The sequence below is a fragment of the Candidatus Nitrotoga sp. M5 genome (assembly GCF_927904885.1).
Classification (GTDB): Bacteria; Pseudomonadota; Gammaproteobacteria; order Burkholderiales; family Gallionellaceae; genus Nitrotoga.
Map to the genome: position 1 here is coordinate 1 of NZ_CAKMNW010000034.1, position 23444 is coordinate 23444.

Annotated in this window: 20 protein-coding genes; 15 read left to right on the plus strand and 5 right to left on the minus strand. The window is 48.6% G+C overall.

Annotated features, from left to right (window positions below; genetic code table 11):
• Nucleotides 1–113: 113 nt before the first annotated feature.
• The 3 genes from MJ770_RS08455 (at nt 114) to MJ770_RS08465 (ending at nt 4644) form a co-directional block, all read left to right on the plus strand.
• The gene (locus MJ770_RS08455) at nt 114–290 is read left to right on the plus strand and encodes a 4-oxalocrotonate tautomerase (protein WP_239251385.1); all 177 of its coding nucleotides are present in this window, start codon (nt 114–116) and stop codon (nt 288–290) included.
• Nucleotides 287–1534 carry a TIGR03862 family flavoprotein gene (locus MJ770_RS08460; protein WP_239251400.1) on the plus strand — a complete coding sequence of 416 codons (1248 nt, stop codon included), beginning with the start codon at nt 287–289 and terminating at the stop codon, nt 1532–1534. The genes MJ770_RS08455 and MJ770_RS08460 overlap by 4 nt, the downstream gene beginning before the upstream one ends.
• Nucleotides 1535–1764: 230 nt before the next feature.
• Entirely contained in the window at nt 1765–4644 is a 2880-nt protein-coding gene (locus tag MJ770_RS08465) for an aconitate hydratase (protein ID WP_239251413.1), read from the plus strand.
• Nucleotides 4645–4769: 125 nt separating this feature from the next.
• Here the strand turns inward: MJ770_RS08465 and purT are convergent, their stop codons facing one another.
• From purT to MJ770_RS08490, 5 genes are all read right to left on the minus strand, one after another.
• Nucleotides 4770–5981 (minus strand): formate-dependent phosphoribosylglycinamide formyltransferase, encoded by a 1212-nt coding sequence (purT, locus tag MJ770_RS08470; protein WP_239251424.1) that lies wholly within the window; start codon nt 5979–5981, stop codon nt 4770–4772.
• Between the two features lie 184 nt (nt 5982–6165).
• Nucleotides 6166–6336 (minus strand): hypothetical protein, encoded by a 171-nt coding sequence (locus MJ770_RS08475; protein ID WP_239251426.1) that lies wholly within the window; start codon nt 6334–6336, stop codon nt 6166–6168.
• Between the two features lie 27 nt (nt 6337–6363).
• The gene (locus MJ770_RS08480; protein WP_239251435.1) at nt 6364–6843 is read right to left on the minus strand and encodes a GGDEF domain-containing protein; all 480 of its coding nucleotides are present in this window, start codon (nt 6841–6843) and stop codon (nt 6364–6366) included.
• A gap of 33 nt (nt 6844–6876) precedes the next feature.
• Nucleotides 6877–7158, minus strand: coding sequence for a hypothetical protein (locus MJ770_RS08485; RefSeq protein ID WP_239251437.1), 282 nt, complete (start codon nt 7156–7158; stop codon nt 6877–6879).
• Nucleotides 7159–7282: 124 nt separating this feature from the next.
• Nucleotides 7283–8203: a hypothetical protein gene (locus MJ770_RS08490; protein ID WP_239251449.1), complete on the minus strand. Its 921-nt coding sequence runs from the start codon at nt 8201–8203 to the stop codon at nt 7283–7285.
• A 338-nt stretch (nt 8204–8541) separates the two neighbouring features.
• Between MJ770_RS08490 and MJ770_RS08495 the strand changes: the two genes are divergently transcribed.
• The 12 genes from MJ770_RS08495 (at nt 8542) to accD (ending at nt 23345) form a co-directional block, all read left to right on the plus strand.
• Nucleotides 8542–10320, plus strand: coding sequence for an ABCB family ABC transporter ATP-binding protein/permease (locus MJ770_RS08495; protein WP_239251463.1), 1779 nt, complete (start codon nt 8542–8544; stop codon nt 10318–10320).
• A gap of 197 nt (nt 10321–10517) precedes the next feature.
• Nucleotides 10518–11921 carry a 3-isopropylmalate dehydratase large subunit gene (gene leuC, locus MJ770_RS08500; RefSeq protein ID WP_239252126.1) on the plus strand — a complete coding sequence of 468 codons (1404 nt, stop codon included), beginning with the start codon at nt 10518–10520 and terminating at the stop codon, nt 11919–11921.
• A gap of 30 nt (nt 11922–11951) precedes the next feature.
• Nucleotides 11952–12098, plus strand: a complete 147-nt coding sequence (locus MJ770_RS08505) for an entericidin A/B family lipoprotein (protein ID WP_239251472.1) — start codon at nt 11952–11954, stop codon at nt 12096–12098.
• 2 nt (nt 12099–12100) lie between these two features.
• Nucleotides 12101–12745 carry a 3-isopropylmalate dehydratase small subunit gene (gene leuD, locus MJ770_RS08510; protein ID WP_239251492.1) on the plus strand — a complete coding sequence of 215 codons (645 nt, stop codon included), beginning with the start codon at nt 12101–12103 and terminating at the stop codon, nt 12743–12745.
• A gap of 4 nt (nt 12746–12749) precedes the next feature.
• Nucleotides 12750–13835 (plus strand): 3-isopropylmalate dehydrogenase, encoded by a 1086-nt coding sequence (gene leuB, locus MJ770_RS08515; protein WP_239251505.1) that lies wholly within the window; start codon nt 12750–12752, stop codon nt 13833–13835.
• Nucleotides 13836–13969: 134 nt separating this feature from the next.
• Nucleotides 13970–14992 carry an aspartate-semialdehyde dehydrogenase gene (locus tag MJ770_RS08520; RefSeq protein ID WP_239251516.1) on the plus strand — a complete coding sequence of 341 codons (1023 nt, stop codon included), beginning with the start codon at nt 13970–13972 and terminating at the stop codon, nt 14990–14992.
• A 232-nt stretch (nt 14993–15224) separates the two neighbouring features.
• The gene (locus MJ770_RS08525) at nt 15225–17879 is read left to right on the plus strand and encodes a FimV/HubP family polar landmark protein (protein WP_239251525.1); all 2655 of its coding nucleotides are present in this window, start codon (nt 15225–15227) and stop codon (nt 17877–17879) included.
• Between the two features lie 575 nt (nt 17880–18454).
• A complete protein-coding gene (gene truA, locus MJ770_RS08530; protein ID WP_239251536.1) occupies nt 18455–19216 on the plus strand; it encodes a tRNA pseudouridine(38-40) synthase TruA in 762 nt (253 codons plus the stop codon).
• A gap of 253 nt (nt 19217–19469) precedes the next feature.
• Complete coding sequence (locus tag MJ770_RS08535; protein ID WP_239251556.1) at nt 19470–20099, plus strand: phosphoribosylanthranilate isomerase; 630 nt, start codon at nt 19470–19472, stop codon at nt 20097–20099.
• Nucleotides 20065–21276 carry a tryptophan synthase subunit beta gene (gene trpB / locus MJ770_RS08540; protein WP_239251582.1) on the plus strand — a complete coding sequence of 404 codons (1212 nt, stop codon included), beginning with the start codon at nt 20065–20067 and terminating at the stop codon, nt 21274–21276. The genes MJ770_RS08535 and trpB overlap by 35 nt, the downstream gene beginning before the upstream one ends.
• A gap of 30 nt (nt 21277–21306) precedes the next feature.
• On the plus strand, nt 21307–22107 hold the full coding sequence (gene trpA / locus MJ770_RS08545) for a tryptophan synthase subunit alpha (RefSeq protein WP_239251598.1): 801 nt from the start codon (nt 21307–21309) through the stop codon (nt 22105–22107).
• A gap of 323 nt (nt 22108–22430) precedes the next feature.
• Entirely contained in the window at nt 22431–23345 is a 915-nt protein-coding gene (gene accD / locus MJ770_RS08550) for an acetyl-CoA carboxylase, carboxyltransferase subunit beta (protein WP_239251626.1), read from the plus strand.
• The last annotated feature ends 99 nt before the right edge of the window (nt 23346–23444 follow it).

Here is a 23444-nt window from a genome sequence, read left to right on the forward strand (position 1 = left end):
GCTGCTTGCGTAGCCTGATCTGAACGACAGAATCGAATAATTCAGTGTCGACTAAATAATCCTGTAGGTTTCATCTCCTCTTTAAATTTTTTTTGTTCACTCAGGAAATTACTATGCTTTATGTCAATTTTCGCTTCACTAGTACCCTTAAGTCGCGAACAGAAATCAAAGATCGCAGTAGAAATGATCGTGCTTTGGAGCGTATTGCACGCAAACCAAAGTATTACACCTCCATTGCCTTTAACGAACTGCCAGACGAACTGTGCGATTACAGAAAAGTTGCCAGATGAAGGATGAGCTGAACTTCAGATCAGTTGCTGTCATTGGTGGAGGGCCTGCGGGGCTGATGGCTGCAGAGGTGTTGATTCAGGGCGGAGTAAGAGTCGATCTTTACGACGCCATGCCATCAGTGGGACGCAAGTTTCTGATGGCTGGCAAGGGTGGAATGAACATCACGCATTCTGAGCCGATAACGCTTTTCCTTTCGCGTTACGGTGCGCATAGCGCCCAAGTCAAGCCGCTGCTTGACGCCTTCGGGCCGGAGGCTTTGCGAGAGTGGGTGCATAACCTCGGTATAGCGACATTCGTCGGTACGTCTGGGCGCGTATTTCCGACTGACATGAAAGCGGCGCCGCTCTTGCGCGCTTGGTTGCATCGCTTACGTGAGACAGGCGTGCATTTTCATATGCGTCATCGCTGGTGTGGGTGGGATGAAAATGGTGCGCTTCGTTTTGCTACACCACAGGGCGAACACACCGCGAATGTTGATGCAGTGGTGTTGGCACAGGGTGGTGGCAGTTGGGCGCGGCTCGGTTCTGATGGCGCATGGATGCCGTTGCTTGCGCAGTGCGGCATGTCCGTTGTGCCATTACGGCCTGCAAACTGCGGTTTCGATGTTGGCTGGAGCGAGCACTTTAGCTCACGCTTCGCTGGACATCCGCTAAAAGCGGTGACGGTGACGTTCACCGATGCAACGGGAGTGTTACACCGTCGGCAGGGTGACCTCATGGTGACTGCGACCGGGGTTGAAGGCGGCCTGATCTACGCTTTGTCTGCACTCCTGCGCGATGAGATTGCAGCTACAGGCGCGGCAGTCGTATACCTTGATCTCACGCCCGGAAAAGATTTGCCGCGTGTTATCTCCGAAATAGCGCATCCGCGTGGTTCCCGCTCGATGTCCAGCCATTTGCAGAGTCGAGCAAACATCAGGGGAGTAAAAACTGGTCTGCTGCGCGAACTGGTGCCGCCATCAGACTTCGCTAGCCCTGAGCGCCTTGCGGCTGCAATTAAATCATTGCCGTTGCGCCTTATCGCATCGCGCCCGCTTGATGAGGCCATCAGCAGTGCAGGGGGCGTTGCTTTCGAGGCGCTGGATGAGTGCTTGATGGTACGCGCTATACCCGGCGTATTCTGTGCGGGTGAAATGCTTGATTGGGAAGCGCCCACCGGTGGTTATCTGCTCACCGCCTGTTTCGCAAGTGGGCGTACCGCAGGGTTAGGAGCACTGGGGTACTTGGCAGCCTGTCGGACTTAAAGAATCGTAGCCAAAATTGAGCTGAATGAGGGGTGATTTTGCGAGCTTTTAATTTGCGGCGAAGTGACCGCTTACTCCACAAATATTTTTTATTATTTGTTCAAACTGCGTAGTTTCGCTGCATTTCGCAGCATATAGTACCTACAGTTTTAGTTGGCCGATGTCAGTTCCACCCCCGACGCGTTATAATTGCGTTTTTTCATTCATAGCTTTCATTCGGAACCTTCGCCATGTCGCATAATCTGTTCAATACTCGCCAAACATTCACTCTCGCCAACGGCAAAACTGGCACGTTATACTCCTTGCAAGCACTTGAAACAGCAGGGCTGGGGAAAATTTCACGCTTGCCGGTTTCCGTCCGCATTGTGCTTGAAGCGGTGCTGCGCAATTACGATGGCAAGAAAATCAGCGAAGCGCACATTCGCCAACTGGCGAGCTGGCAGCCAAATGCACCACGCACCGAAGAAATTCCGTTCGTAGTAGCACGTATCGTGTTGCAGGATTTTACCGGCATTCCGCTGCTGGTTGACCTCGCCACCATGCGCGATGCCGCTGTGAAGCTTGGCAAAGATCCGATGATCATTGAACCGTTGGTGCCAGTGGATCTGGTAGTGGATCATTCTGTACAGGTGGATTATTACAACAGTCCGGATGCGTTGCGACTCAATATGGAGTTGGAGTTTGAACGTAATAATGAGCGCTACAAATTCATGAAATGGGGCATGCAGGCATTTGATACGTTCAAGGTGGTGCCGCCCGGCGTCGGCATTGTGCATCAGGTGAATTTGGAATATCTGGCGCGCGGCGTGCTGCAAAAAGATGGCGTTTATTATCCCGATACGCTGGTAGGTACCGACAGCCATACCACTATGATTAATGGCGTCGGCGTAGTCGGATGGGGTGTGGGCGGCATTGAAGCAGAAGCAGGCATGCTTGGCCAGCCGGTCTATTTCCTCACGCCGGATGTGGTGGGTGTTCATCTCACGGGCAAGTTGCGCGAAGGTATCACCGCGACCGATCTGGTGTTGACCGTCACCGAAATGCTGCGCAAGCATAAAGTGGTGGGAAAGTTTGTGGAATTTTTCGGTTCAGGCACCGCTGCGCTTACCCTGCCGGATCGCGCCACCCTTGCCAACATGGCGCCGGAATACGGCGCAACAATGGGTTTTTTCCCAGTGGACGACATAACGTCGGACTACTTGCGCAATACCGGGCGCAGTGATGAAGAAGTGGATGCCTTCCAGTCCTACTTTAAAGCGCAAGGGTTGTATGGCATACCTGATGCAGGCGAAATCGATTACAGCAGTGTTGTCGAGCTGGATTTGAACAGCATCGAACCTTCTCTGGCCGGACCAAAGCGTCCGCAAGACCGCGTACCGCTCTCTGGGATGAAAGAGAATTTCAATGCTTTGTTCAGCAAGTCGGTGGCAGAGAACGGCTTCAACCAGTCGGCTGAAAATTTAAAAAAACGATATATAACTGATTTGGCCGATCTTAGCGGGAACGTTTGTGTACCCATCGCCGGAGGTGGCCTGCAGGATCAGGAAAGCGCACCCGCTGGAAACGGTACACAAAGTAAGAACAACACCAGCACCGTGACTGAAATCGAGATGATGGATAACCACCCGACACCCAGCGTGCGCTGCGAAACAAGCGGTGAGATGATGCCGGCATTACAGCTGCGTCATGGCGATGTATTAATAGCTGCCATCACTTCCTGTACCAATACTTCCAACCCCAGTGTGATGCTGGCGGCAGGTTTGCTTGCGAAAAAGGCGGTGGAAGCAGGTCTTCGCGTGCAGCCGCACATTAAAACGTCGCTCGCCCCCGGCTCACGCGTGGTGACGGACTATTTGACTCACTCTGGTCTGCTACCCTATATGGAGCAACTCGGTTTCCGACTGGTGGGTTATGGTTGCACCACTTGTATCGGCAATTCTGGCCCATTGAATGCAAAAATAGAAGATGCCATTCTCACTCACGATTTGATTGCAGCAGCAGTGTTGTCCGGTAATCGCAACTTTGAGGCACGCGTCCATGCCAACATTAAGGCCAACTTTCTTGCCAGCCCGCCGCTGGTCGTTGCCTTTGCTCTGGCTGGCAGAGTAAATATTAATCTGGATAGTGAACCAATTGGCATCGGCCGCAATGGTCAATTAGTCTATCTGAAAGATATCTGGCCGAGCAGTGCGGAAATCCATGCAGCAATGAAATTTGCCGCTGACCCCATGGTGTATCGTCGGCTATATACTGACCTTACTCGCGACCTGCCACTGTGGAACGGTATTGCGGCTCCCGCTGGCAACCAGTACCACTGGGATGATTCCACTTACATTGCGCGCCCACCGTACTTCGACGATTTTGGCATGACTGTCGGTAGTGTTGCCGACATCCGTAATGCCAAGCCGCTAGGCATTTTCGGTGACTCGGTTACCACTGATCACATTAGCCCGGCTGGTAGTTTTAAATCCACTACTTCTGCTGGCAAATACTTGCAAAGTAAAGGCGTGGCCATCAAGGATTTCAACAGTTACGGCGCACGACGCGGTAATCATGAGGTCATGATCCGCGGCACTTTTGCCAACGTGCGTATAAAGAATCTGATGTTGCCACCCAATGCTGACGGCAGTCGCGTGGAAGGCGGCTACACGCTTTACAACGGTGAACAGATAGCGATTTACGACGCAGCAATGAAATATATCGCAGATGGCACCCCTACTGTTATTTTTGCCGGGGAAGAATACGGCACGGGCTCATCTCGAGATTGGGCAGCGAAAGGCACACAGTTGCTGGGTGTGAAAGCAGTCGTGGCGAAGAGCTTTGAGCGCATCCATCGCAGCAATCTGGTGGGCATGGGTGTACTGCCTTTACAATTCAAGGGCGACGACAGCGTCGCTTCGCTTAAACTGACCGGCGAAGAAACATTCGATCTCACCGGCATAGAAAATGTCATTAAGCCACAACAGGATGTAATGCTCACCGTCAAGCGTCGGGATGGAAGCACGCAACAAGTTAAGCTGCTGCTGCGGATCGACACGCCCGTCGAAGTGGATTACTACCGCCATGGTGGCATTCTGCCTTATGTACTGCGCGAGCTGGTAACTCAGTAGTATCAATACTCGACAGCAATATTAATAATGCTTCATGCAGCAGTGGATCCAGATGTGTTTAAACATTTGGATCCCACCCGTTCAAGAAGTTAAATGATGCTGCCTTCTGGCAACCGGAAATAACACTAAACCTTGACTGGCACCACTTTGCTGGCAGCCAGTTTTGCGCGTACCCTTGCTTCGTCGGTATTTGCTCCGTTCGCCAACGCCACGCCCATGCGCCGTTTGGAAAACGATTGCGGTTTACCAAACAAGCGTAAATCGCTTTGCGGGACACGTAACGCTTCATCGACACCAGTGAAAGCAATAACCGATTCTTCCAGTTGTCCGTAAATCACGGCGCTTGCGCCCGGTGCACGCAAAGCGGTGCTTACAGGCAGTCCAAGTATGGCGCGAGCATGCAACTCAAACTCATTCTGAACCTGACTGCACATCGTAACCATGCCAGTGTCGTGCGGACGTGGGCTGACTTCACTGAACCATACCTCATCGCCATTGACGAACAGCTCTACGCCAAAGATGCCTAAGCCCCCGAGATTGTCCGTAACTTTCCTGGAAATATCTCGTGTGCGCTTTAAAGCCAGCTCAGACATAGCCTGCGGCTGCCAGCTTTCAACATAATCTCCGGCAATTTGGACATGTCCGATTGGTTCGCAAAAATGAGTTTCAACTTCGCCATTACTACCTATCGCACGTATGGTGAGCTGAGTAATTTCATATTCGAAATTAATAAAACCCTCGACGATTACCCGCCCCTGGTTCACGCGGCTGCCGCTGGCGGCATCATTCCACGCTTGCTCCACATCTGCCGCACTATCGACTTTGGACTGTCCTTTGCCGGAGGAAGACATCACTGGTTTCACCACGCATGGATAACCGATGCCGTTATCGATCGCGGCACGTAACGATTCCAGACTGCTGGCAAAGGCATAAGGAGAAGTGGCCAATCCCAGTGTTTCTGCTGCAAGGCGGCGAATCCCCTCTCGGTGCATGGTAAGTTGCACGGCACGTGCGGTGGGAATAACCCGCGCCAAGCCCTCTCGCTCGATCTCGACCAACATGTCGGTCGCAATCGCTTCGATCTCCGGTACGATTAGGTGCGGCTGTTCGCGCTCGATCAGATTACGCAATGCCGCAGCATCTGTCATGTTGATGACATGTGCGCGATGTGCCACCTGATGTCCCGGTGCATTGGGATAACGATCCACGGCTATCGTCTCTACGCCCAAGCGTTGCAAAGCGATGATAACTTCCTTGCCGAGTTCACCGCTGCCCAGCAACATAACTTTGGTAGCAGAGGGGCTGAGTGGGGTGCCGAATGTGAGTTGTTTTTTCATATCTAAATTTCGGAGCTAGCTCCCTCTTTAAAATGCACTTGATATAATTATTTTAAAAATTAAATACGTCCTGCAAAAGGTTCGGATTGTGGTTTTGCTCGTACGATCTTACCTTAGAGGTACCTTTCTTACTGTAACTACTCCGTTTAAACTGGCTTTATTCCATATTATTTAACTGTGAATTTCACAAAAAATACAGCGACTGGCTCGGACTAAATATCAGCAACTCCTTTATTTTATGGCTAAAACTAAGACTAATGGAAGCTTGGCGCTCAGCTTCAAAGTCAGTCGGTAAACCTACGCCGGAAAATAATTTAAATTCCGGGCTAAAGTCAGTTGATTTATAACCAAGCATGACCGTTGTACCAAAGGAAGTAATAAATTAAGCGCTTTTCATAATGGGCATCTGCGTGGGTGCTGGCGCGCCAACCACTCGATTACGCCCAGTCTGTTTGGCCTGATAAAGTGCAGCGTCTGCTCGTGCCAATGTTTCATCTACCGTTTCATCCGAAAATCTCTCTGCAACACCCGCACTAAAAGTAATGAGTACACGCTCGTTATTATTTAGAAAAAAATTCTTGGTTAGATCGCGCTGCACTCCTTTAACTATTTCTATTGCATCATCTATTTTTGTGCCAGGAAGTATAATAGTGAATTCCTCACCACCGTAGCGGGCCAGCATATCGGTACTGCGTATTACGTTCTTAACCACTTTTGCCAAGTGTGCCAGTGCCACATCACCAGCAGAGTGTCCAAGGGTATCGTTAATTTTTTTAAAATGATCAATGTCCATCATTGCAAGTGATATAGGTGTGCCATGCCTATCTGTTCTGTCGAATTCTTGCACCAGCGCCGCATCCATACCGCGTCTATTCAGCGCACCTGTTAAAAAATCCTAGTGCGCAGTTTCACTTATATAGTCAAGCTTTGTAGTGAGTTCATTAATTTTTTCCTCAGCTTCGCCCACTTTTTTCTGAGTTTCTTGGAAGACTGCAAGATTACGTTTCACATTCACACTCATTCTACCTATATCGTTCACCAAATCCTCAAGTATGGCGTCTAAATGGGTTATGTCATGTGTCGATGTGATTTGCTCCTGATAATTCTTGAGCTTAAGTTGATAACTATCCGTGCTATCTGTCATGTCTGCCAAATTATTTACAAAATTTGCAGACATTTTTTGAATAGCTTCTTTAGCCTCAATGAGTCCAGGTCTGATATGTGATTGCTTATAGATTAGCTCTTTGAGGCTGCTTTTTGCATTGTAAAGTGCATCAATATTGATCGGCTTTGAAATAATCTCATGAACAGATTTTTATCTGTCCATGTAACCCATTGTCTTCGATAGTCATCTCGCTCATGCTGGAAACCAGCAGACGCAGCATTTGAACAAGCAATTCCTGCATGCGACGCTGTACATCGTTCTGCAACTCCGCACGGAGCAAGGTAGATTTTAGTGCCTCACTTAGCATATTCACTTCTTCTATTGTCAGAGATTCGCGCATGCGATTTAGCAGAATTTCTATTCTCTGCGACGCACCTGAAGTATCAGCTAGTTGTGGAGCAATGGCTAAATCAATGGTTCTGATCAGCATGTCTCGCCAAACATTTGCCAATTCCTGCTGGCTTTTGCCAGTATCAAGTCCTGGATTAGATGGCTGAAATATTGCCTGAGTTGAAGGCTGTGCTTGCATTCCTTTTTTTTTGCTGGAGTGATTTATTTCTGCAGTTTGTTGGGTTGCCGGATTTTTCTCCCAGGATAAGATTAAAATATGCATTTCCCGGCCCAACTGCTTGGGGTCATTGGAAAATTTGATTAATACATGATTTAGTTTTTCAATTTTTTGACTCAGGTTAAAATTTTCATGATTAATTTCTAATTGTTTTAGAAGGGCGCATAAAAGCGTAGTCCAATTCACCCCAACGTCTTCATCACCTTTTGAAAGAAGGCTGCGCAGGAAAGCCTCCAGTTCAGTCGGATCCGGTTTCTTAATTAAGTTACAAATGGTCTTGGCAACTTTTGTCAATTCGGGACGTTCCTTGCCCATCTCATCTAAAGCTTTTTCCAGCGATTGATAAGATTTTTCAGAATTGTCTACAGACACTACGCCTGCTATTGCGTCATAAACACGACGATAGTTATCCGGCGTTGGTGGAATCTTGTCATTGGAAAGGCGCATTAATGCTTGCCGAGCAAGCTCTATTGGTGTCATGTTTTTCATATCTATCCTGAACGCTTTTAGCGGCAAACAATATCACGCAATTTTTTGGTAACGTAGAAATGGGAGATCTGCGTTATACCCGTAGTTATATTTAAAGATAATTGTCCTCAAATATGGTGTTCGATTTTTTGCAGGAACAAAATCTAAATAGAGGGCAATATGGAAGCCCCTGCTCCAGAAAGATATGACGATTGAATTTGACTGTCAATTCTGAAAGCTAAAGTGGTAGGCTGGCTTTGATATCGGGTCGGGTGAACTGTGCCAATTTGAATCGACCATGTGAAATGTGCATTGCGTGACGCACGTTATAATGAACCTCCCCTTTTTTGCACATCATAATGCTCCCTCTTCCTGCCTCCTCAAATTCTGCGCCTCGTGGCGATTGGAATGTCATTCGCACCCTGCTGCCTTACCTGCTGGAATTCAAGAGTCGAGTTGTGCTGGCGTTATTGCTGCTGGTGCTGGCCAAACTGGCTAACGTGACAGTACCACTGTTACTCAAAGAAATCGTGGATGCTCTGGATAAACCAAAAGCAATGCTTTTGGTGCCGGTGTCACTTGTGGTTGGCTATGGATTGCTGAGACTCTTCAGCACACTGTTTGGCGAATTGCGCGATGCGGTATTTGCTAAGGTAACACAGCGTGCCATACGGCGCGTGGCACTCAAACTGTTTGTTCATCTACATAGCTTAAGTCTGCGCTTCCATCTGGAGCGGCAGACTGGTGGCGTATCGCGTGACATTGAACGTGGTACGAAAGGAATAAGCTTTTTACTCAATTTTATGCTGTTCAGCATATTGCCGACGTTGCTGGAAATTGGCCTGGTTGCCGGCATTCTATTTTATAAATATAACCCTTGGTTTGCGATTATCACTTTCATTACACTGACTGTGTACATCGTCTTTACCTTATTCATTACCGAGTGGCGCATGGTATTTCGCCGCTCCATGAATGATATGGATTCAAAGGCAAACACGCGCGCCATAGATAGTCTGCTTAACTATGAAACGGTAAAGTATTTTGGTAACGAGGACTATGAGGCGCGACGCTACGATGAACACATGAGCAAGTGGGAAACTTCGGCGGTGAAGAACCAGACTTCTTTGGCAACGTTGAATTCTGGACAGAGTACTATTATTGCCATCGGCATGACTGCGTTGATGTTGCTGGCTTCGAACGGAGTGGTCAAAGGGGAATTGACCTTGGGCGACCTGGTTCTCATCAATGTTTTCATGTTGCAGCTTTATATGCCACTGCATTTTCTGGGCTTTGTTTATCGTGAGATCAAGCATTCTCTGGTGGATATGGAAAAAATGTTCCGCCTGCTTGATGAAAACCGTGAGATACAAAATGCGCCAGATGCGTTTGAGCTGAAGCTTGGCCAAGCTTCAGTTCGGTTTGAGCAGGTGTGTTTTTCTTACGAGCCTAAGCGGCAAATTTTATTTGATATCAGTTTTGATATTCCGACTGGACATACGGTCGCTGTGGTAGGTTCAAGCGGAGCGGGAAAATCTACCTTGTCACGATTGCTGTTCCGTTTTTATGATGTCGATTCAGGACGCATACTGATAGAGAATCAGGATATTCGCAAGGTGACGCAGGCCAGCTTGCGCGCCGCGATTGGTATCGTGCCACAAGACACCGTGCTGTTTAACGATAGCATTTATTACAATATAGCTTATGGCCGTCCCGAAGCTACACGTGAAGAAGTTTTGTATGCGGCGAAATCGGCCCATATTCATGCTTTTATAATATCTTTACCGGATGGCTACGATACCATGGTAGGCGAGCGTGGATTAAAGTTGTCTGGCGGGGAGAAGCAGCGTGTGGCGATTGCGCGCGCTATCCTTAAAAATCCTGCTATCCTGATTTTTGATGAAGCGACTTCTGCATTGGATTCAAAATCCGAGAAGGTGATTCAGCATGAATTACGCAACGTTGCACATGATCGTACCACACTGATTATTGCTCATCGCCTCTCTACTATCGTGGATGCGAACCAGATATTGGTAATGGAGGATGGGCGAATTGCTGAGCGTGGTACTCACCGTGAGTTACTGGCGAAACAAGGTGCATATGCGCAAATGTGGGCTTTGCAACAGCAAAAAAAAGAGTGACCAAATCCTAATTGTGTGTTGGTGCATTTTTGCCCAGTACTTTGCCAAAGTAAAATTAGCCTGAGCGTCTTGATCACAGGTTACTGTTGTTTGGAAAAACACAGCCATCCTCTCCAGCATCATGTGTTTATAGAGGCCGTTCGTGGCGACAGTCCTCATGCTGTGGCATAATCATGAGCTATAAAACGGAAGTGAATATGGGCACACAAACTCTTTACGACAAACTTTGGAACAGTCATGCGGTGCGCGAAGAACCTGATGGCACCACGTTGATTTATATTGATCGCCATTTGGTACATGAAGTGACCAGTCCGCAGGCATTTGAGGGCTTGCGCCTGGCTGGGCGCAAGCCCTGGCGCATAGCATCCATGCTCGCTGTGGCAGATCACAATGTGCCAACTACGGATCGCACACAGGGAATTACCGATTCGATTTCGCGACTGCAAGTAGACACACTGGACAGCAATTGTGATGAACTCGGCATTACCGAGTTCAGGATGTCAGATGTGCGCCAGGGTATCGTGCATGTCATTGGGCCTGAGCAGGGTGCAACCTTGCCGGGCATGACCGTGGTATGTGGTGACTCACATACCAGTACGCATGGTGCGTTTGCTGCACTGGCGTTTGGCATTGGCACTTCAGAAGTTGAGCATGTAATGGCGACACAGTGCTTGCTAATGAAAAAAGCGCGTGCCATGCAGGTGTTGGTGGAAGGCACGCTCGGCAAGGGTGTCACTGCCAAGGACTTGGTGCTGGCAGTGATCGGCAAAATTGGTACGGCAGGTGGAACAGGTCATGCGATCGAATTTGGCGGTAGCGCTATTCGAGCGCTGTCTATGGAAGGACGAATGACAGTATGCAACATGGCCATCGAAGCAGGAGCCCGCGCGGGAATGATAGCAGCCGATGACACCACGATCAGCTATCTCAAGGGACGGCCTTTCGCACCTCAAGGTGAATTATGGGACAAGGCGGTAGACTATTGGCGTACGTTGCATAGCGACGAGGGCGCACAGTTTGACAAGGTTATACAAATTGATGCGGCGGAAATAAAGCCGCAAGTAACTTGGGGTACCTCGCCGGAAATGGTGGTAGAGGTAGATGGCAACGTACCTGATCCGGCGCGGGAGAGCGATCCCGTTAAACGCAGCAGTATTGATCTCTCATTAAAGTATATGGGATTGCAGCCGAATACACCTATTACTGAAATTCGGATTGACAAAGTATTTATCGGTTCATGCACTAATGCTCGCATTGAGGATTTGCGTGCTGCGGCAGAGGTGGTGCGTGGCAAGCATGTAGCTGCCAACGTAAAGCTGGCGATGGCAGTGCCCGGCTCAGGACTTGTCAAGCTGCAGGCTGAGCGCGAGGGTCTGGACAAAATATTTGTTGAGGCGGGTTTTGAGTGGCGTGAGCCAGGATGCTCCATGTGCCTTGCGATGAATGCGGACAAACTGGAGTCAGGTGAACGGTGCGCTTCAACTTCCAACCGTAATTTCGAAGGACGGCAGGGGCCGGGTGGCAGAACACATTTGGTGAGCCCCGCCATGGCAGCAGCAGCAGCAATTGCCGGCCATTTTGTAGATGTCAGAAATTTTTAGTATGACTTGGGCGTTCAGGAGAGTATGAGGATGTTTAAAATGGTGTGGGTGTTGGTGTTGCCCTTAGTTATGGTGACGGGATGTAATACTGTCGGAGGGTTTGGCAAGGACCTGTCCAAAGTCGGCAGCTCGATTGAGAAAACAGCAGATGAGGTAAAAAATAGCAATGGGAAATAGCAATGGATAAGTTCATCCGTATTGATGGATTGGCGGTACCACTTGACCGTGCCAACGTGGATACGGATGCGATCATCCCCAAACAGTTTCTGAAATCGATCAAACGCACCGGTTTTGGCCCCAACTTATTTGATGAATGGCGTTATCTTGATCACGGTGAACCGGGCATGGACAACACCAAGCGCCCACTTAACCCGGATTTTGTTTTGAACCAGCCGCGTTATCATGGCGCGCAGATTTTACTGGCACGTGAGAATTTCGGCTGTGGCTCATCTCGTGAGCATGCGCCGTGGGCATTAGACGGTTACGGCTTCCGTGCCATCATCGCGCCAAGCTTTGCAGACATTTTCTGTAATAACTGTTTCAAAAATGGTTTGTTACCTATTGTGCTGGATACTGCGAGCGTAGATGACTTGTTTCAGTCGGTGATCGCTACGCCGGGCTATCATTTAAAGATTGACCTGGAACAGCAAAATATCTCTACGCCGAATGGGACGATGTACCACTTTGAGGTGGATGCCTTTCGCAAAAACTGCCTTTTAAACGGACTGGATGATATTGGGCTGACTCTGCAGCATGTGCATGAGATCAATGAATATGAAGCACGGCGTAAATCTGAAGCACCGTGGTTGTTTAAAGAAAGTTGAATTGATGAAAATCGCTATATTACCGGGTGACGGTATTGGGCCAGAAATTGTTGCTCAAGCCGCTAAGGTGTTGGAAGCCTTGCGACGCGAAGGGCTGCCCTTGGAGTTGGAGTATGCGCCTATCGGAGGAGCGGGATATGATGCTTCAGATGATCCACTGCCTGATGCTACGCTAAAGTTGGCACAGCAGTCAGATGCCGTATTGCTCGGAGCAGTGGGAGGCTATCAATATAACGCACTGCCGCGCTTGTTACGTCCGGAACAAGGCCTGTTGCGCATACGTAAAGGACTTAATCTTTTTGCTAACCTGCGTCCGGCGATATTGTATCCGGAGTTAGCAAATGCGTCTTCACTGCGTCCGGAAGTAGTGTCTGGGCTTGACATCATGATTTTGCGGGAATTGACTGGTGATATTTATTTCGGCCAGCCGCGCGGTGTCAGGACGCTCGATAATGGTGAGCGGCAAGGTTTTGATACCATGGTGTACAGTGAATCTGAGATCTCGCGCGTGGCGCATGTTGGCTTCCAGATTGCCATGAAACGTGCCGGAAAAAACGGTTTGGGAAAAGTGTGTTCAGTCGATAAAGCTAATGTGCTGGATACAAGTATGTTGTGGCGTGAAATTGTGACTGAGGTAGCAAAGGAATATCCAACAGTCGAACTGTCTCATATGTATGTGGACAACGCAGCGATGCAGCTGGTGCGGGCGCCCAAGCAGTTCGATGTAATTCTCACCGGCAACATCTTCGGTGACATCCTGTCGGATGAAGCCTCCATGTTGACAGGCTCGATCGGCATGCTGCCCTCCGCTTCGCTGGATGCAAACAATAAAGGTTTATATGAACCTTGTCACGGATCCGCGCCGGACATTGCAGGCAAAAATATTGCCAATCCATTAGCAACAATTTTGTCATTGGCAATGATGATGCGTTACACATTTGCACACGAAGATATTGCGCAACGCATCGAGTCTGCGGTACGCAAGGCTTTGCAACAGGGTTTGCGCACTGCGGACATTGCCGAGGCAGGTATGGATAAAATTGGTACGGATGCGATGGGTGATGCTGTGGTTGCGACGTTGTTAAATTAATTTAATGAGGTTGACAATCCGGCTTTGCCAAAGCAGCTCCTCAAAATTGGATCTACAGTCTCTGAATTATATGAAATGGGACAGTAAATAAACGGTACATACCGTTGAGGGTAATTAATAAAGAGGGTGGAAGCATGAGCAAGAAATACGATGTTGCGATATTGGGTGCGACAGGTGCTGTTGGCGAGGCAATGCTGTCAATTCTGGAACAGCGCAATTTCCCGGTCGGCAAGCTTTTCCCCTTGGCTTCCAGCCGTTCAGCCGGTTCAACAGTAACATTCCGTAACCAGGAAGTGACAGTTCTGGACGTGGAAAATTTCGACTTTTCGCAGGTACAGATCGGCTTATTTTCAGCTGGTGGCAGTGTATCGGAAAAGTATGCACCTATCGCTGCGGCAGCTGGCTGCGTGGTGATCGATAATACTTCACAATTCCGCTACGAAGATGATATTCCACTTGTGGTGCCGGAAGTGAATCCGCATGCCATTGCGCAATACAAGAACCGGGGCATTATTGCCAACCCAAACTGTTCCACCATCCAAATGATGGTGGCGTTAAAACCTATCCATGACGCAGTAGGCATAGAGCGCATAAATGTTGCCACGTATCAGGCAGTATCTGGTACTGGCAAGGAAGCCATTGAAGAATTAGCGGAGCAAACTCGTGCTTTATTTAACCATCAGGAAGTGAAGACCGAAGTTTATTCTAAACGCATCGCATTCAACGTGCTGCCGCACATTGATGTGTTCATGGATAACGGTTACACCAAAGAAGAGATGAAGATGGTGTGGGAAACTCGCAAGATCATGGAAGACGAAACCATAATGGTAAATGCTACTGCTGTGCGGGTGCCAGTGTTCTATGGCCATTCAGAAGCGGTGCATATTGAAACACACAAGAAAATAACAGCTGATGAAGCGCGTGCTTTGTTGGAAAAAGCGCCAGGCGTACAGGTGATAGATAAGCACGAATCTGGTGGTTACCCCACTGCCATCGAAGCAACAGGACAAGATGCGACTCTTGTCGGGCGTATCCGAGAGGATATATCACATCCGCGTGGCCTTAACCTGTGGGTGGTGAGTGATAATGTGCGTAAGGGGGCAGCGCTTAACAGCGTGCAGATTGCCGAAATTTTGATTGAAACTTACTTGGGATGAGTCAATAGTCGATGTTCCGTTTTGGATGCACTGGCGGGATGTAGTGCTAAGCGTTTCAAGTGCAGTGTGGCTAGCCACATAAGCTAGGGACAGCGAAGTAATGCGCCAATCATCGTATCCAAAATGGAATTTGGATGTTTTCTTATCCTTAAGCCTGAGCTTTTTGCTTGCGCTGATAACTCCGTGATGTTATGTTCATCGCGTTAAATAAAATCTATATAAAGGTGGTAGTGTGCTGAAATCACTCGTCAAAGTATCGGGGTTAGTTATCGGTTTGGTTCTGTCTTGTTATTCTTATGCTATTAGCATGGGTGATATTAACGTGACCAACACTTTGGGTGAGCCCATGAATGTGTTGATAGAACTCGGGACAGCCAGAAAAGATGAAATAAGTAGTCTGTCTGCACGTTTGGCTCCGCCCGAAGTATTCGAGGATGCGGGCTTGGACTACCCATCCGAGCTGCCTCCTTTGACATTCAAGATTGAGACGAATGCTAATGGCGAACCTTATATTAAAATAACTTCCATGCAACCGATTAACGAGCCATTCGTTAATCTATTGGTGGAGTTGACTTGGTCGTCAGGCAAGCTGCTGCGAGAATATACTTTTCTGCTTGATCCACCTGGTTATGTTCCAGCATTCCCCGAGCCCGCAGAGGTGAAGCCAGTAGTGCCTAGCGTTGTTGATGTGTCCGAGCTTGAGCCCAAAGTCGCAGTGGCCACAGAAGAGAAAATTGCCTCTCCGTTGCCAAGCACCCCCTTCTTGGTGAGTGATCAAGAAGTTGTTGACGAAATGGTTGATGAAACACCTACGGAAACAACTACAGAAATACCTGCAGAAATACCTGCAGAAATACCTGCAGAAAGACCTGCCGTCGTTAATGCACCCGATGAACCTAGTAATGTTTCTGCAGGCACTATTACGGTGATACGTGGCGACACCCTAAGCGATCTTGCTCTTCAAACAAAGTCACCTGATATTAGCCTGGAACGCGCTTTAGTCGCTTTGTATCACGCCAATGCTGACGCGTTCGATGGCAAAAATATGAACCGACTGAAAGTGGGTACAATCCTGCGTATGCCAGAGCAATTTGAGCTGGATAATCAGTCGCAAGTGGAAGCAGTGAAAGAAATTCGCGCTCAAGCTGATGATTGGCACGCATATCGCCAAAAACTTGCCGCTGCCAGTGGACTTGCGACAGAGAATGAGTCCGGGCAGGAAGCCTCCGGTAAAATAAGTACTACGGTAGCTGGTGACGCCACTGCAGCCAAAGAGACTGCGAAGGAAGTAGTGAGATTGTCTAAGGGCGAATCACCTGATGACAATGCAAAAAATTTGCAGAATAAGATTCAAGCACTGGAAGAAGAAGCGATCGCCAAGGGCAAGGCACTTCAGGACAGCAATGAACGCGTTGTGGCGTTAGAAAAAACCGTCCAAGATTTGCAACGTTTGATTGATTTGAAGGGTCAACCACTTGCAGAACAGGCGCAGCCTGTTGAAGGACAGGCTGTAACCGAATTGGACGAAGCCCAATCGGGAGCTATGCTACAAGCACCTGCTCCTTCTGAAGCTGAAGCTGTCAGCCCAGTTGCGACCGACAGCTCAGTGAAGCCAGACGAGCCAATAGAAAAACAAAAATCAGCTGGTACGCAACCTTCCCTGATGGAAGTAATACTCGGTGAACCGCTTTATATGGTGGGTGGCGCGGCAGTGCTGCTGGGGCTGATTGGACTTGTCTATTCGCTGACTCGACGCGGCAAGGACCGCAAGGTGAAAGCCAAGCTTGGTGACAAACCAGTTGATCATGTGATAGGTTCTTCTAATCAACCGATTATGCCAATTATTTCTCCTGCGCAGGCTGGGGGTGATACTAATGGCATTGCCACGACCAGCGATACCAGTCAAGCGCAGACTGATGATTTTGACCCGATCAGCGGGGCAGACTTGTTCCTGAATTTTGGTCGTGACGAGCAAGCTGAAAAAATTCTGAAAGAGGGGTTGATCAAAAACCCAAATAATCATCAGATCCATTTAAAGCTGCTGTCAATTTATGCAGATCGTAATGACACACGTTCATTCGCTACCATTGCGCGTCAGTTGCGGGATTCAGGCGATACGAATGCTTGGGAGCAAGCAGCCATAATGGGGCTCAAGCTTGAGCCGAACAATCCCATGTATGGTGGCAATAAAAGTGCAACTGTAGAAGAGTCATTCGATGCTCCTCCTGCTCCCGATGTCATGCTCAATGAGGACAAGGCAAATAAAACACCATCTGCACTGGATTTTGACCTCGATCTCGACTTTGGTGAGCCGTCAGGATCACTAGGCAGTGCTGAGTCAAGCCTGTCGAACTCTAAATCAAAGAATGCAATGATGGATTTTGATGTGACAGCTAGTCACGCTAAATTGTCTACATCAAGCATTGGCAAAAACGAAACATCTTCAATTGATTTAGATAACTCTATTCTAGATGTGACAGCTGATGATGCTTTTACCCCTGTGAGGACTCCGGAAAAAACGGGAATTTCTGCTCCAGTTGATGTTAATGAACCTATGGACTTCAATCTGAATTTCCCTGATGCCAATAAGAGCGACGATAAGTTTGAGGTTCCATCAGTAAAAGCTAGCCCCAAAGAAACAATGGATATCGGTCTGAACGACATCAGTCTGAATATGGATAAACCTAATGTGCCTGCCTCTACTATGTCAGCAGAGGAAAGGGATGCAAACTGGCATGACGTGGCTACCAAGCTTGATCTCGCAAAGGCTTACCAGGAAATGGGTGATGCCGCAGGTGCGCGCGAAATTTTGGAAGAAGTTGTGCGTGAGGGAGATGAGCAGCAACGAACAGCTGCTGAAGCATTGCTACAGCAATTATCTGCATGATTGTAATATGTGTTTGTAGAATGGCAGCCTGCATTCATAGGTGCTATTCTTATTAAAGCGGCACCATTCACTGGGATTACGGCCATCATTCGAAACTGTCTCCTTCGCATTGACCGTTTTCTCTCATGACTACACTGCTCGGCGCACGCACTGGATTATGATGTCACTGCTTCTCATCTATGCCTATGCGATATTGGTTGAAACAATGTGATTGTCACTTGCACAATTCAGCCCAACACATGAAGGTTTACTTAACGGCATTCTGCAATTGTGTCGTTTGAAATTTCTCTTGGCAGGCTATGCTATTAAATCTGTTGCCCCGACAGCAGCTAAATGGTGGGCTGTCTTGCGATTGTTGGTCTGTCGCGCGAGCGTCTGGTAGTTCGCCTGATGCTTCCTTGCAGTATGACTCATCATTTATGTGGGATACCGCGGGTAATTGGCGCGGCAAAAGCGAATGGATGCTGGTCTCAGCGGAGGTTAAGCTGCACAGTATCGAATTGCAACATCCCATTCATAAAGCATGATGGCATGAAACTAACTATAGGCTGTACCGTGCTTGTGTTGGAATTGCTGTGAGAATTGCGCTCGGTGTGGAATATGACGGCAGCCATTATTTCGGCTGGCAAAGTCAAGCCGGTGGTCGTACGGTGCAAGATGCTCTGCAAGTTGCATTGAGCGGCATTGCTAACGAACTCATTTCAATCATCGCTGCTGGGCGTACTGATACTGGCGTACACGCGTTGGAACAAGTCGTGCACTTTAATACCAACGTAGAAAGGCCCCTAACGGCATGGGTACGCGGAGTCAATGCCTTGTTGCCGAACAGTATCGCTGTGTTGTGGGCGCACCCTGTGCCGGAAGACTTTCATGCACGGTTTTCTGCTCAAGCGCGTAGTTACCGCTATTTGCTTATCAACCGTTCTGTGCGTAATGCTGTACAGCACGGTAAAGCGGGCTGGTTTCATGCGCCACTGAATGTAGAAATGATGTGTGAAGCCGCGCAGTATTTATTGGGAGAGCATGATTTCAGTGCTCTTCGCGCCGCGGAATGCCAAGCCAAGTCACCTATTAAAAACTTGGCGCAACTCGACATTCACAAGCAAGGCAATACCATAATTCTCGATCTTAGTGCTAATGCCTTCCTGCACCATATGGTGCGTAATATCGTTGGTTGCCTGGTATACATTGGTAAAGGCAAACACCCGCCACATTGGATGCGCGAAGTGCTGGAAAGTCATGATCGTAGTCGTGCGGCACCAACTTTTGCACCAGATGGCTTGTATCTGCGTCGGGTTACATACGATGCGAAATGGAAATTACCACAACTTGATTAGGGGGCGCTTGTGCGGAACATTCAAGCAATACCCCGTTCGTGGCGTCATGATTATTTTAAACTTATTTAGAAAAATGTTGAATGAATTGATATGTCAATATTTCTTCATACGCTGGAATTCTAGTTTGGGTTGAGCCCTTTCATTCTTTAATCCGCTAGGAGCAATGAATTAAAAATATATTAGTTGAAATTTAGTCTGTCGCTTGAATGCATTACAATGCGACCTCGATTTGTTAACAGCAAGTTTCGTGACTATGACCCGAATAAAGATTTGCGGCATCACGCGTATGGAAGATGCGTTGGCGGCCGCGCACAGCGGCGCGGATGCGCTCGGACTGGTATTTTATGATAAAAGCCCACGATATGTGACGCTCAAACAGGCTGCTCAACTGGCAGCTGCAATTCCACCCTTCGTTACGCGGGTGGGGTTGTTCGTGAATGCCAGTGCTGAATCGGTGCAAGGAGTATTACAGCAGGTACCACTAGATACATTGCAGTTTCATGGGGAGGAAGAGCCAGCATTCTGCGCGCAGTTCGATCGCCCTTATTTAAAGGCGGTGCGAGTCAAATGTGGAGTGGATTTGGTACAATGTGCGGCACGTTATAAAGATGCACAGGGTTTGTTGCTTGATGCCTTCATCGAGGGTACGCATGGTGGCACTGGAGTATCGTTTGATTGGACACTGATTCCGCACAATTTGCCCATACCTGTAGTTTTGTCCGGGGGCTTGCACTTAAAAAATGTAACAGAAGCAATCAAGCAGGTGCGGCCTTGGGCAGTGGATGTTTCCAGCGGTGTGGAAGCTGAAAAAGGAATTAAGGATGTAGCAAAAATCGCCGCATTCATCAATGAGGTTAAGAAAATTGGCTTACAACTATCCTGATAGCACGGGTCATTTCGGCCCATACGGCGGCATTTACGTTGCCGAAACATTAATGGGCGCGCTGGATGAGTTGCGTATCGCTTATGAGAAATTTTCTGCTGACCCTGAATTCAAGGCCGAGCTTGCCTATGAGCTAAAGCATTATGTTGGACGGCCCAGTCCGATTTACCATGCGCGGCATTGGTCGAAGCGGTTGGATGGTGCGCAAATTTATCTGAAGCGTGAAGATCTCAACCATACCGGCGCGCATAAAGTGAATAACACCGTAGGACAAGCGCTGCTGGCTAAGCGCATGGGCAAACCGCGCGTGATCGCTGAGACCGGCGCGGGGCAACACGGCGTAGCCACGGCAACCGTGGCGGCACGTTACGGCATGGAGTGTGTGGTATACATGGGCGCTGAGGATATTAAACGTCAGGCTACTAATGTGTATCGCATGAAGCTCTTAGGTGCCACTGTAGTGCCTGTAGAAAGCGGATCCAAAACGCTTAAGGATGCGCTCAACGAGGCGATGCGCGATTGGGTTACCAACATCGAAAATACTTTCTACATCATCGGCACTGTAGCAGGGCCGCATCCGTACCCGATGATGGTGCGCGATTTCAATTCAATAGTAAGCCAGGAATGCATGGTGCAGATGCCGGAATTGGCAGGGCGTCAGCCAGATGCGGTGATCGCCTGCGTGGGAGGGGGATCGAACGCCATGGGAATTTTTCATTCTTACATTGATGTGCCTGGTGTGCAGCTAATAGGTGTGGAAGCGGCAGGTGGCGGTATTGTTAGTGGCCTACACGCAGCTGCGCTCACTGCGGGCAAGCCAGGCGTGCTACACGGTAATCGTACTTATTTGTTGCAGGATGGGAATGGTCAAATTATTGAAACGCACTCTATTTCCGCCGGCCTGGATTATCCCGGTGTCGGCCCAGAACACGCATGGCTAAAGGACAGTGAACGAGCACAATATGTAGCGATTGAGGATAGTGAAGCGCTACAAGCTTTTCATGATCTATGTCATTACGAAGGTATCATTCCAGCGCTGGAATCCAGTCATGCTTTAGCTTATGCAGCCAAGATAGCACCGACAATGGGGCATGATAAAGTTCTGCTGGTCAATCTATCCGGACGAGGCGACAAGGATATGGCGACAGTAGCGCGGGTTTCTGGTATTGAACTGTAACTTTTTCTGGAATTACTTTGCAGGTACCCCATGTCACGCATTCAGACCACTTTTGAAAACCTTAAGCAGCGCGGCTGCAAGGCGCTGATTCCCTTTATTACGGCAGGCGATCCCAATCCGCAAGTGACTGTTTCGCTAATGCATGCACTAGCAGAAGTAGGAGCAGACATCATTGAAATCGGTGTGCCTTTTTCTGATCCTATGGCGGATGGGCCGACTATACAGCGCTCTTCGGAGCGAGCACTCAAGCATGGCATAGCATTGCATGACGTACTCGATATGGTGGGAAAATTTCGTACCACGGACGAAAAAACACCCGTAGTGCTTATGGGCTATGGCAATCCTATCGAGGCAATGGGCTGGGAACGCTTCGCCGCTCGCTGCGCTCAAGTGGGAGTGGACGGCGTGCTAACGGTGGATTTCCCACCGGAAGAAAGTCACGAGGCATTCGGTCACCTGCATCGCTATGGCGTGGATCCAATCTTTTTGCTTGCCCCCACCACATCAAATGCGCGTATCGAGCAGGTGGCCAAGCTGGCGCGTGGTTACGTATATTATGTGTCGCTTAAGGGTGTAACTGGGGCAGGGCATTTGGACTTGTCAGCTATAGCACAGAAAATTCCTCACATTCGGCAGCATATCGGCCTACCTATAGGCGTAGGCTTTGGGATCCGTGATGCAGAAACTGCTCGAGCAGTCTCAAAGCTGTGCGATGGCGTGGTGGTAGGCAGCCGTATCGTGCAAGAAATTGAGGAATCGAGCGAAGAGTCGGTGATCTCTAATGTCGCAGGGCTGGTTAAAGAATTGCGTTTGGCAATCAATCAGGCCTAATCGCCTATTAGGGTACCTCCTGACACTTAACGTTTTTAGAGCCATTGTGAGAATGTTTCAAGCAGACAGACGGAAATCTGCTTGCAAAAAGATTCCAGACTTAACATATGATTTGCTTCGAGTATGTAATATCGCGTGCGCTCTTGCGGGCCTTCAGAACATCAGGCTTTACTCTGTCGAGTGTTTGAGTAACTCATACTTTCTCCACATTGAAGCTTATCCGACAAGTGGGGTTCGTAAAGTTGGGCACTTTGCCAAGCTCGCAAAGATTCTGCGCAATTGTCACGCAAAAAATATAACATTAAGAATTTAAAGAGGATTGAATGAGTTGGTTTCGAAAATTATTGCCCCCAAAAATAAAGCGTAGAGAGCAGGGGGGAGAGAATAAAAAGAATGTACCAGAAGGACTGTGGCGCAAGTGTCCATCATGCCAAGGGGTGCTGTACTATTCTGACTTGGAGAAAAATAAAAGTGTTTGCCCCAAGTGTAACTACCATCACCGTGTTACTGCGCGCACTCGTCTAAATTGGCTTATTGATACTGAAGGGCGTTTCGAGATTGGTGCAGAAGTACAGCCGCTGGATACCCTGAAATTTAAAGACAGCAGAAAGTACAGCGAGCGTCTGACTGCGGCGCAACGTGATACGGGTGAGAGTGATGCGCTGGTGGTAATGCAGGGAAGTGTGCATGCTATTCCTCTGGTGGTGGCAGTGTTCGAATTCAGCTTCATGGGTGGCTCCATGGGTTCGGTAGTGGGCGAACGTTTTGTGCGCGGCGTACAGCTTGCTACCGAACAGAAAATGCCTTTCGTGTGTTTTGCCGCCAGTGGGGGGGCGCGTATGCAAGAAGGATTGTTATCATTGATGCAAATGGCAAAAACATGTGCCGCACTGACTCAATTAAGCTCAGAAAAACTTCCATTCATTTCAGTGCTTACCGATCCAACCATGGGCGGTGTGTCCGCTAGTTTTGCTTTCATGGGCGATGTGGTAATTGCCGAGCCAGGTGCAATGATCGGCTTTGCCGGTGCGCGAGTAATTCAGCAGACAGTGCGTGAAACGCTGCCGGAAGGCTTTCAACGCTCAGAATTTTTGATGGAGCATGGTGCTGTTGATATGATTGTGGATCGTCGCCAAATGCGTGACCAGCTCGCTGCGTTAATAACGCTGCTTAACAAAAGGCCGTCGGCTGTAGCACTAGATAGGGCAGGCTCTAGTCAAACTATTGCCATAGATTAGTACAGGCCATCTCTAAAAATAAAAATATTGCGATCAGCCGCATTACGACTTGCATGCTTGGCTCGTTTCATCGCAATATGGCATTGCCCTAAAAAATTA

Excerpts from the sequence above, each read along its gene's own strand:
- MJ770_RS08455 (WP_239251385.1), top strand. The coding sequence starts at position 114 with ATGCTTTATGTCAATTTTCGCTTCACTAGTACCCTTAAGTCGCGAACA.
- MJ770_RS08460 (WP_239251400.1), top strand. The coding sequence starts at position 287 with ATGAAGGATGAGCTGAACTTCAGATCAGTTGCTGTCATTGGTGGAGGG.
- MJ770_RS08465 (WP_239251413.1), top strand. The coding sequence starts at position 1,765 with ATGTCGCATAATCTGTTCAATACTCGCCAAACATTCACTCTCGCCAAC.
- purT (WP_239251424.1), bottom strand. The coding sequence starts at position 5,981 with ATGAAAAAACAACTCACATTCGGCACCCCACTCAGCCCCTCTGCTACC.
- MJ770_RS08475 (WP_239251426.1), bottom strand. The coding sequence starts at position 6,336 with ATGCTTGGTTATAAATCAACTGACTTTAGCCCGGAATTTAAATTATTT.
- MJ770_RS08480 (WP_239251435.1), bottom strand. The coding sequence starts at position 6,843 with ATGGATGCGGCGCTGGTGCAAGAATTCGACAGAACAGATAGGCATGGC.
- MJ770_RS08485 (WP_239251437.1), bottom strand. The coding sequence starts at position 7,158 with ATGTCTGCAAATTTTGTAAATAATTTGGCAGACATGACAGATAGCACG.
- MJ770_RS08490 (WP_239251449.1), bottom strand. The coding sequence starts at position 8,203 with ATGAAAAACATGACACCAATAGAGCTTGCTCGGCAAGCATTAATGCGC.
- MJ770_RS08495 (WP_239251463.1), top strand. The coding sequence starts at position 8,542 with ATGCTCCCTCTTCCTGCCTCCTCAAATTCTGCGCCTCGTGGCGATTGG.
- leuC (WP_239252126.1), top strand. The coding sequence starts at position 10,518 with ATGGGCACACAAACTCTTTACGACAAACTTTGGAACAGTCATGCGGTG.
- MJ770_RS08505 (WP_239251472.1), top strand. The coding sequence starts at position 11,952 with ATGTTTAAAATGGTGTGGGTGTTGGTGTTGCCCTTAGTTATGGTGACG.
- leuD (WP_239251492.1), top strand. The coding sequence starts at position 12,101 with ATGGATAAGTTCATCCGTATTGATGGATTGGCGGTACCACTTGACCGT.
- leuB (WP_239251505.1), top strand. The coding sequence starts at position 12,750 with ATGAAAATCGCTATATTACCGGGTGACGGTATTGGGCCAGAAATTGTT.
- MJ770_RS08520 (WP_239251516.1), top strand. The coding sequence starts at position 13,970 with ATGAGCAAGAAATACGATGTTGCGATATTGGGTGCGACAGGTGCTGTT.
- MJ770_RS08535 (WP_239251556.1), top strand. The coding sequence starts at position 19,470 with ATGACCCGAATAAAGATTTGCGGCATCACGCGTATGGAAGATGCGTTG.
- trpB (WP_239251582.1), top strand. The coding sequence starts at position 20,065 with ATGAGGTTAAGAAAATTGGCTTACAACTATCCTGATAGCACGGGTCAT.
- trpA (WP_239251598.1), top strand. The coding sequence starts at position 21,307 with ATGTCACGCATTCAGACCACTTTTGAAAACCTTAAGCAGCGCGGCTGC.
- accD (WP_239251626.1), top strand. The coding sequence starts at position 22,431 with ATGAGTTGGTTTCGAAAATTATTGCCCCCAAAAATAAAGCGTAGAGAG.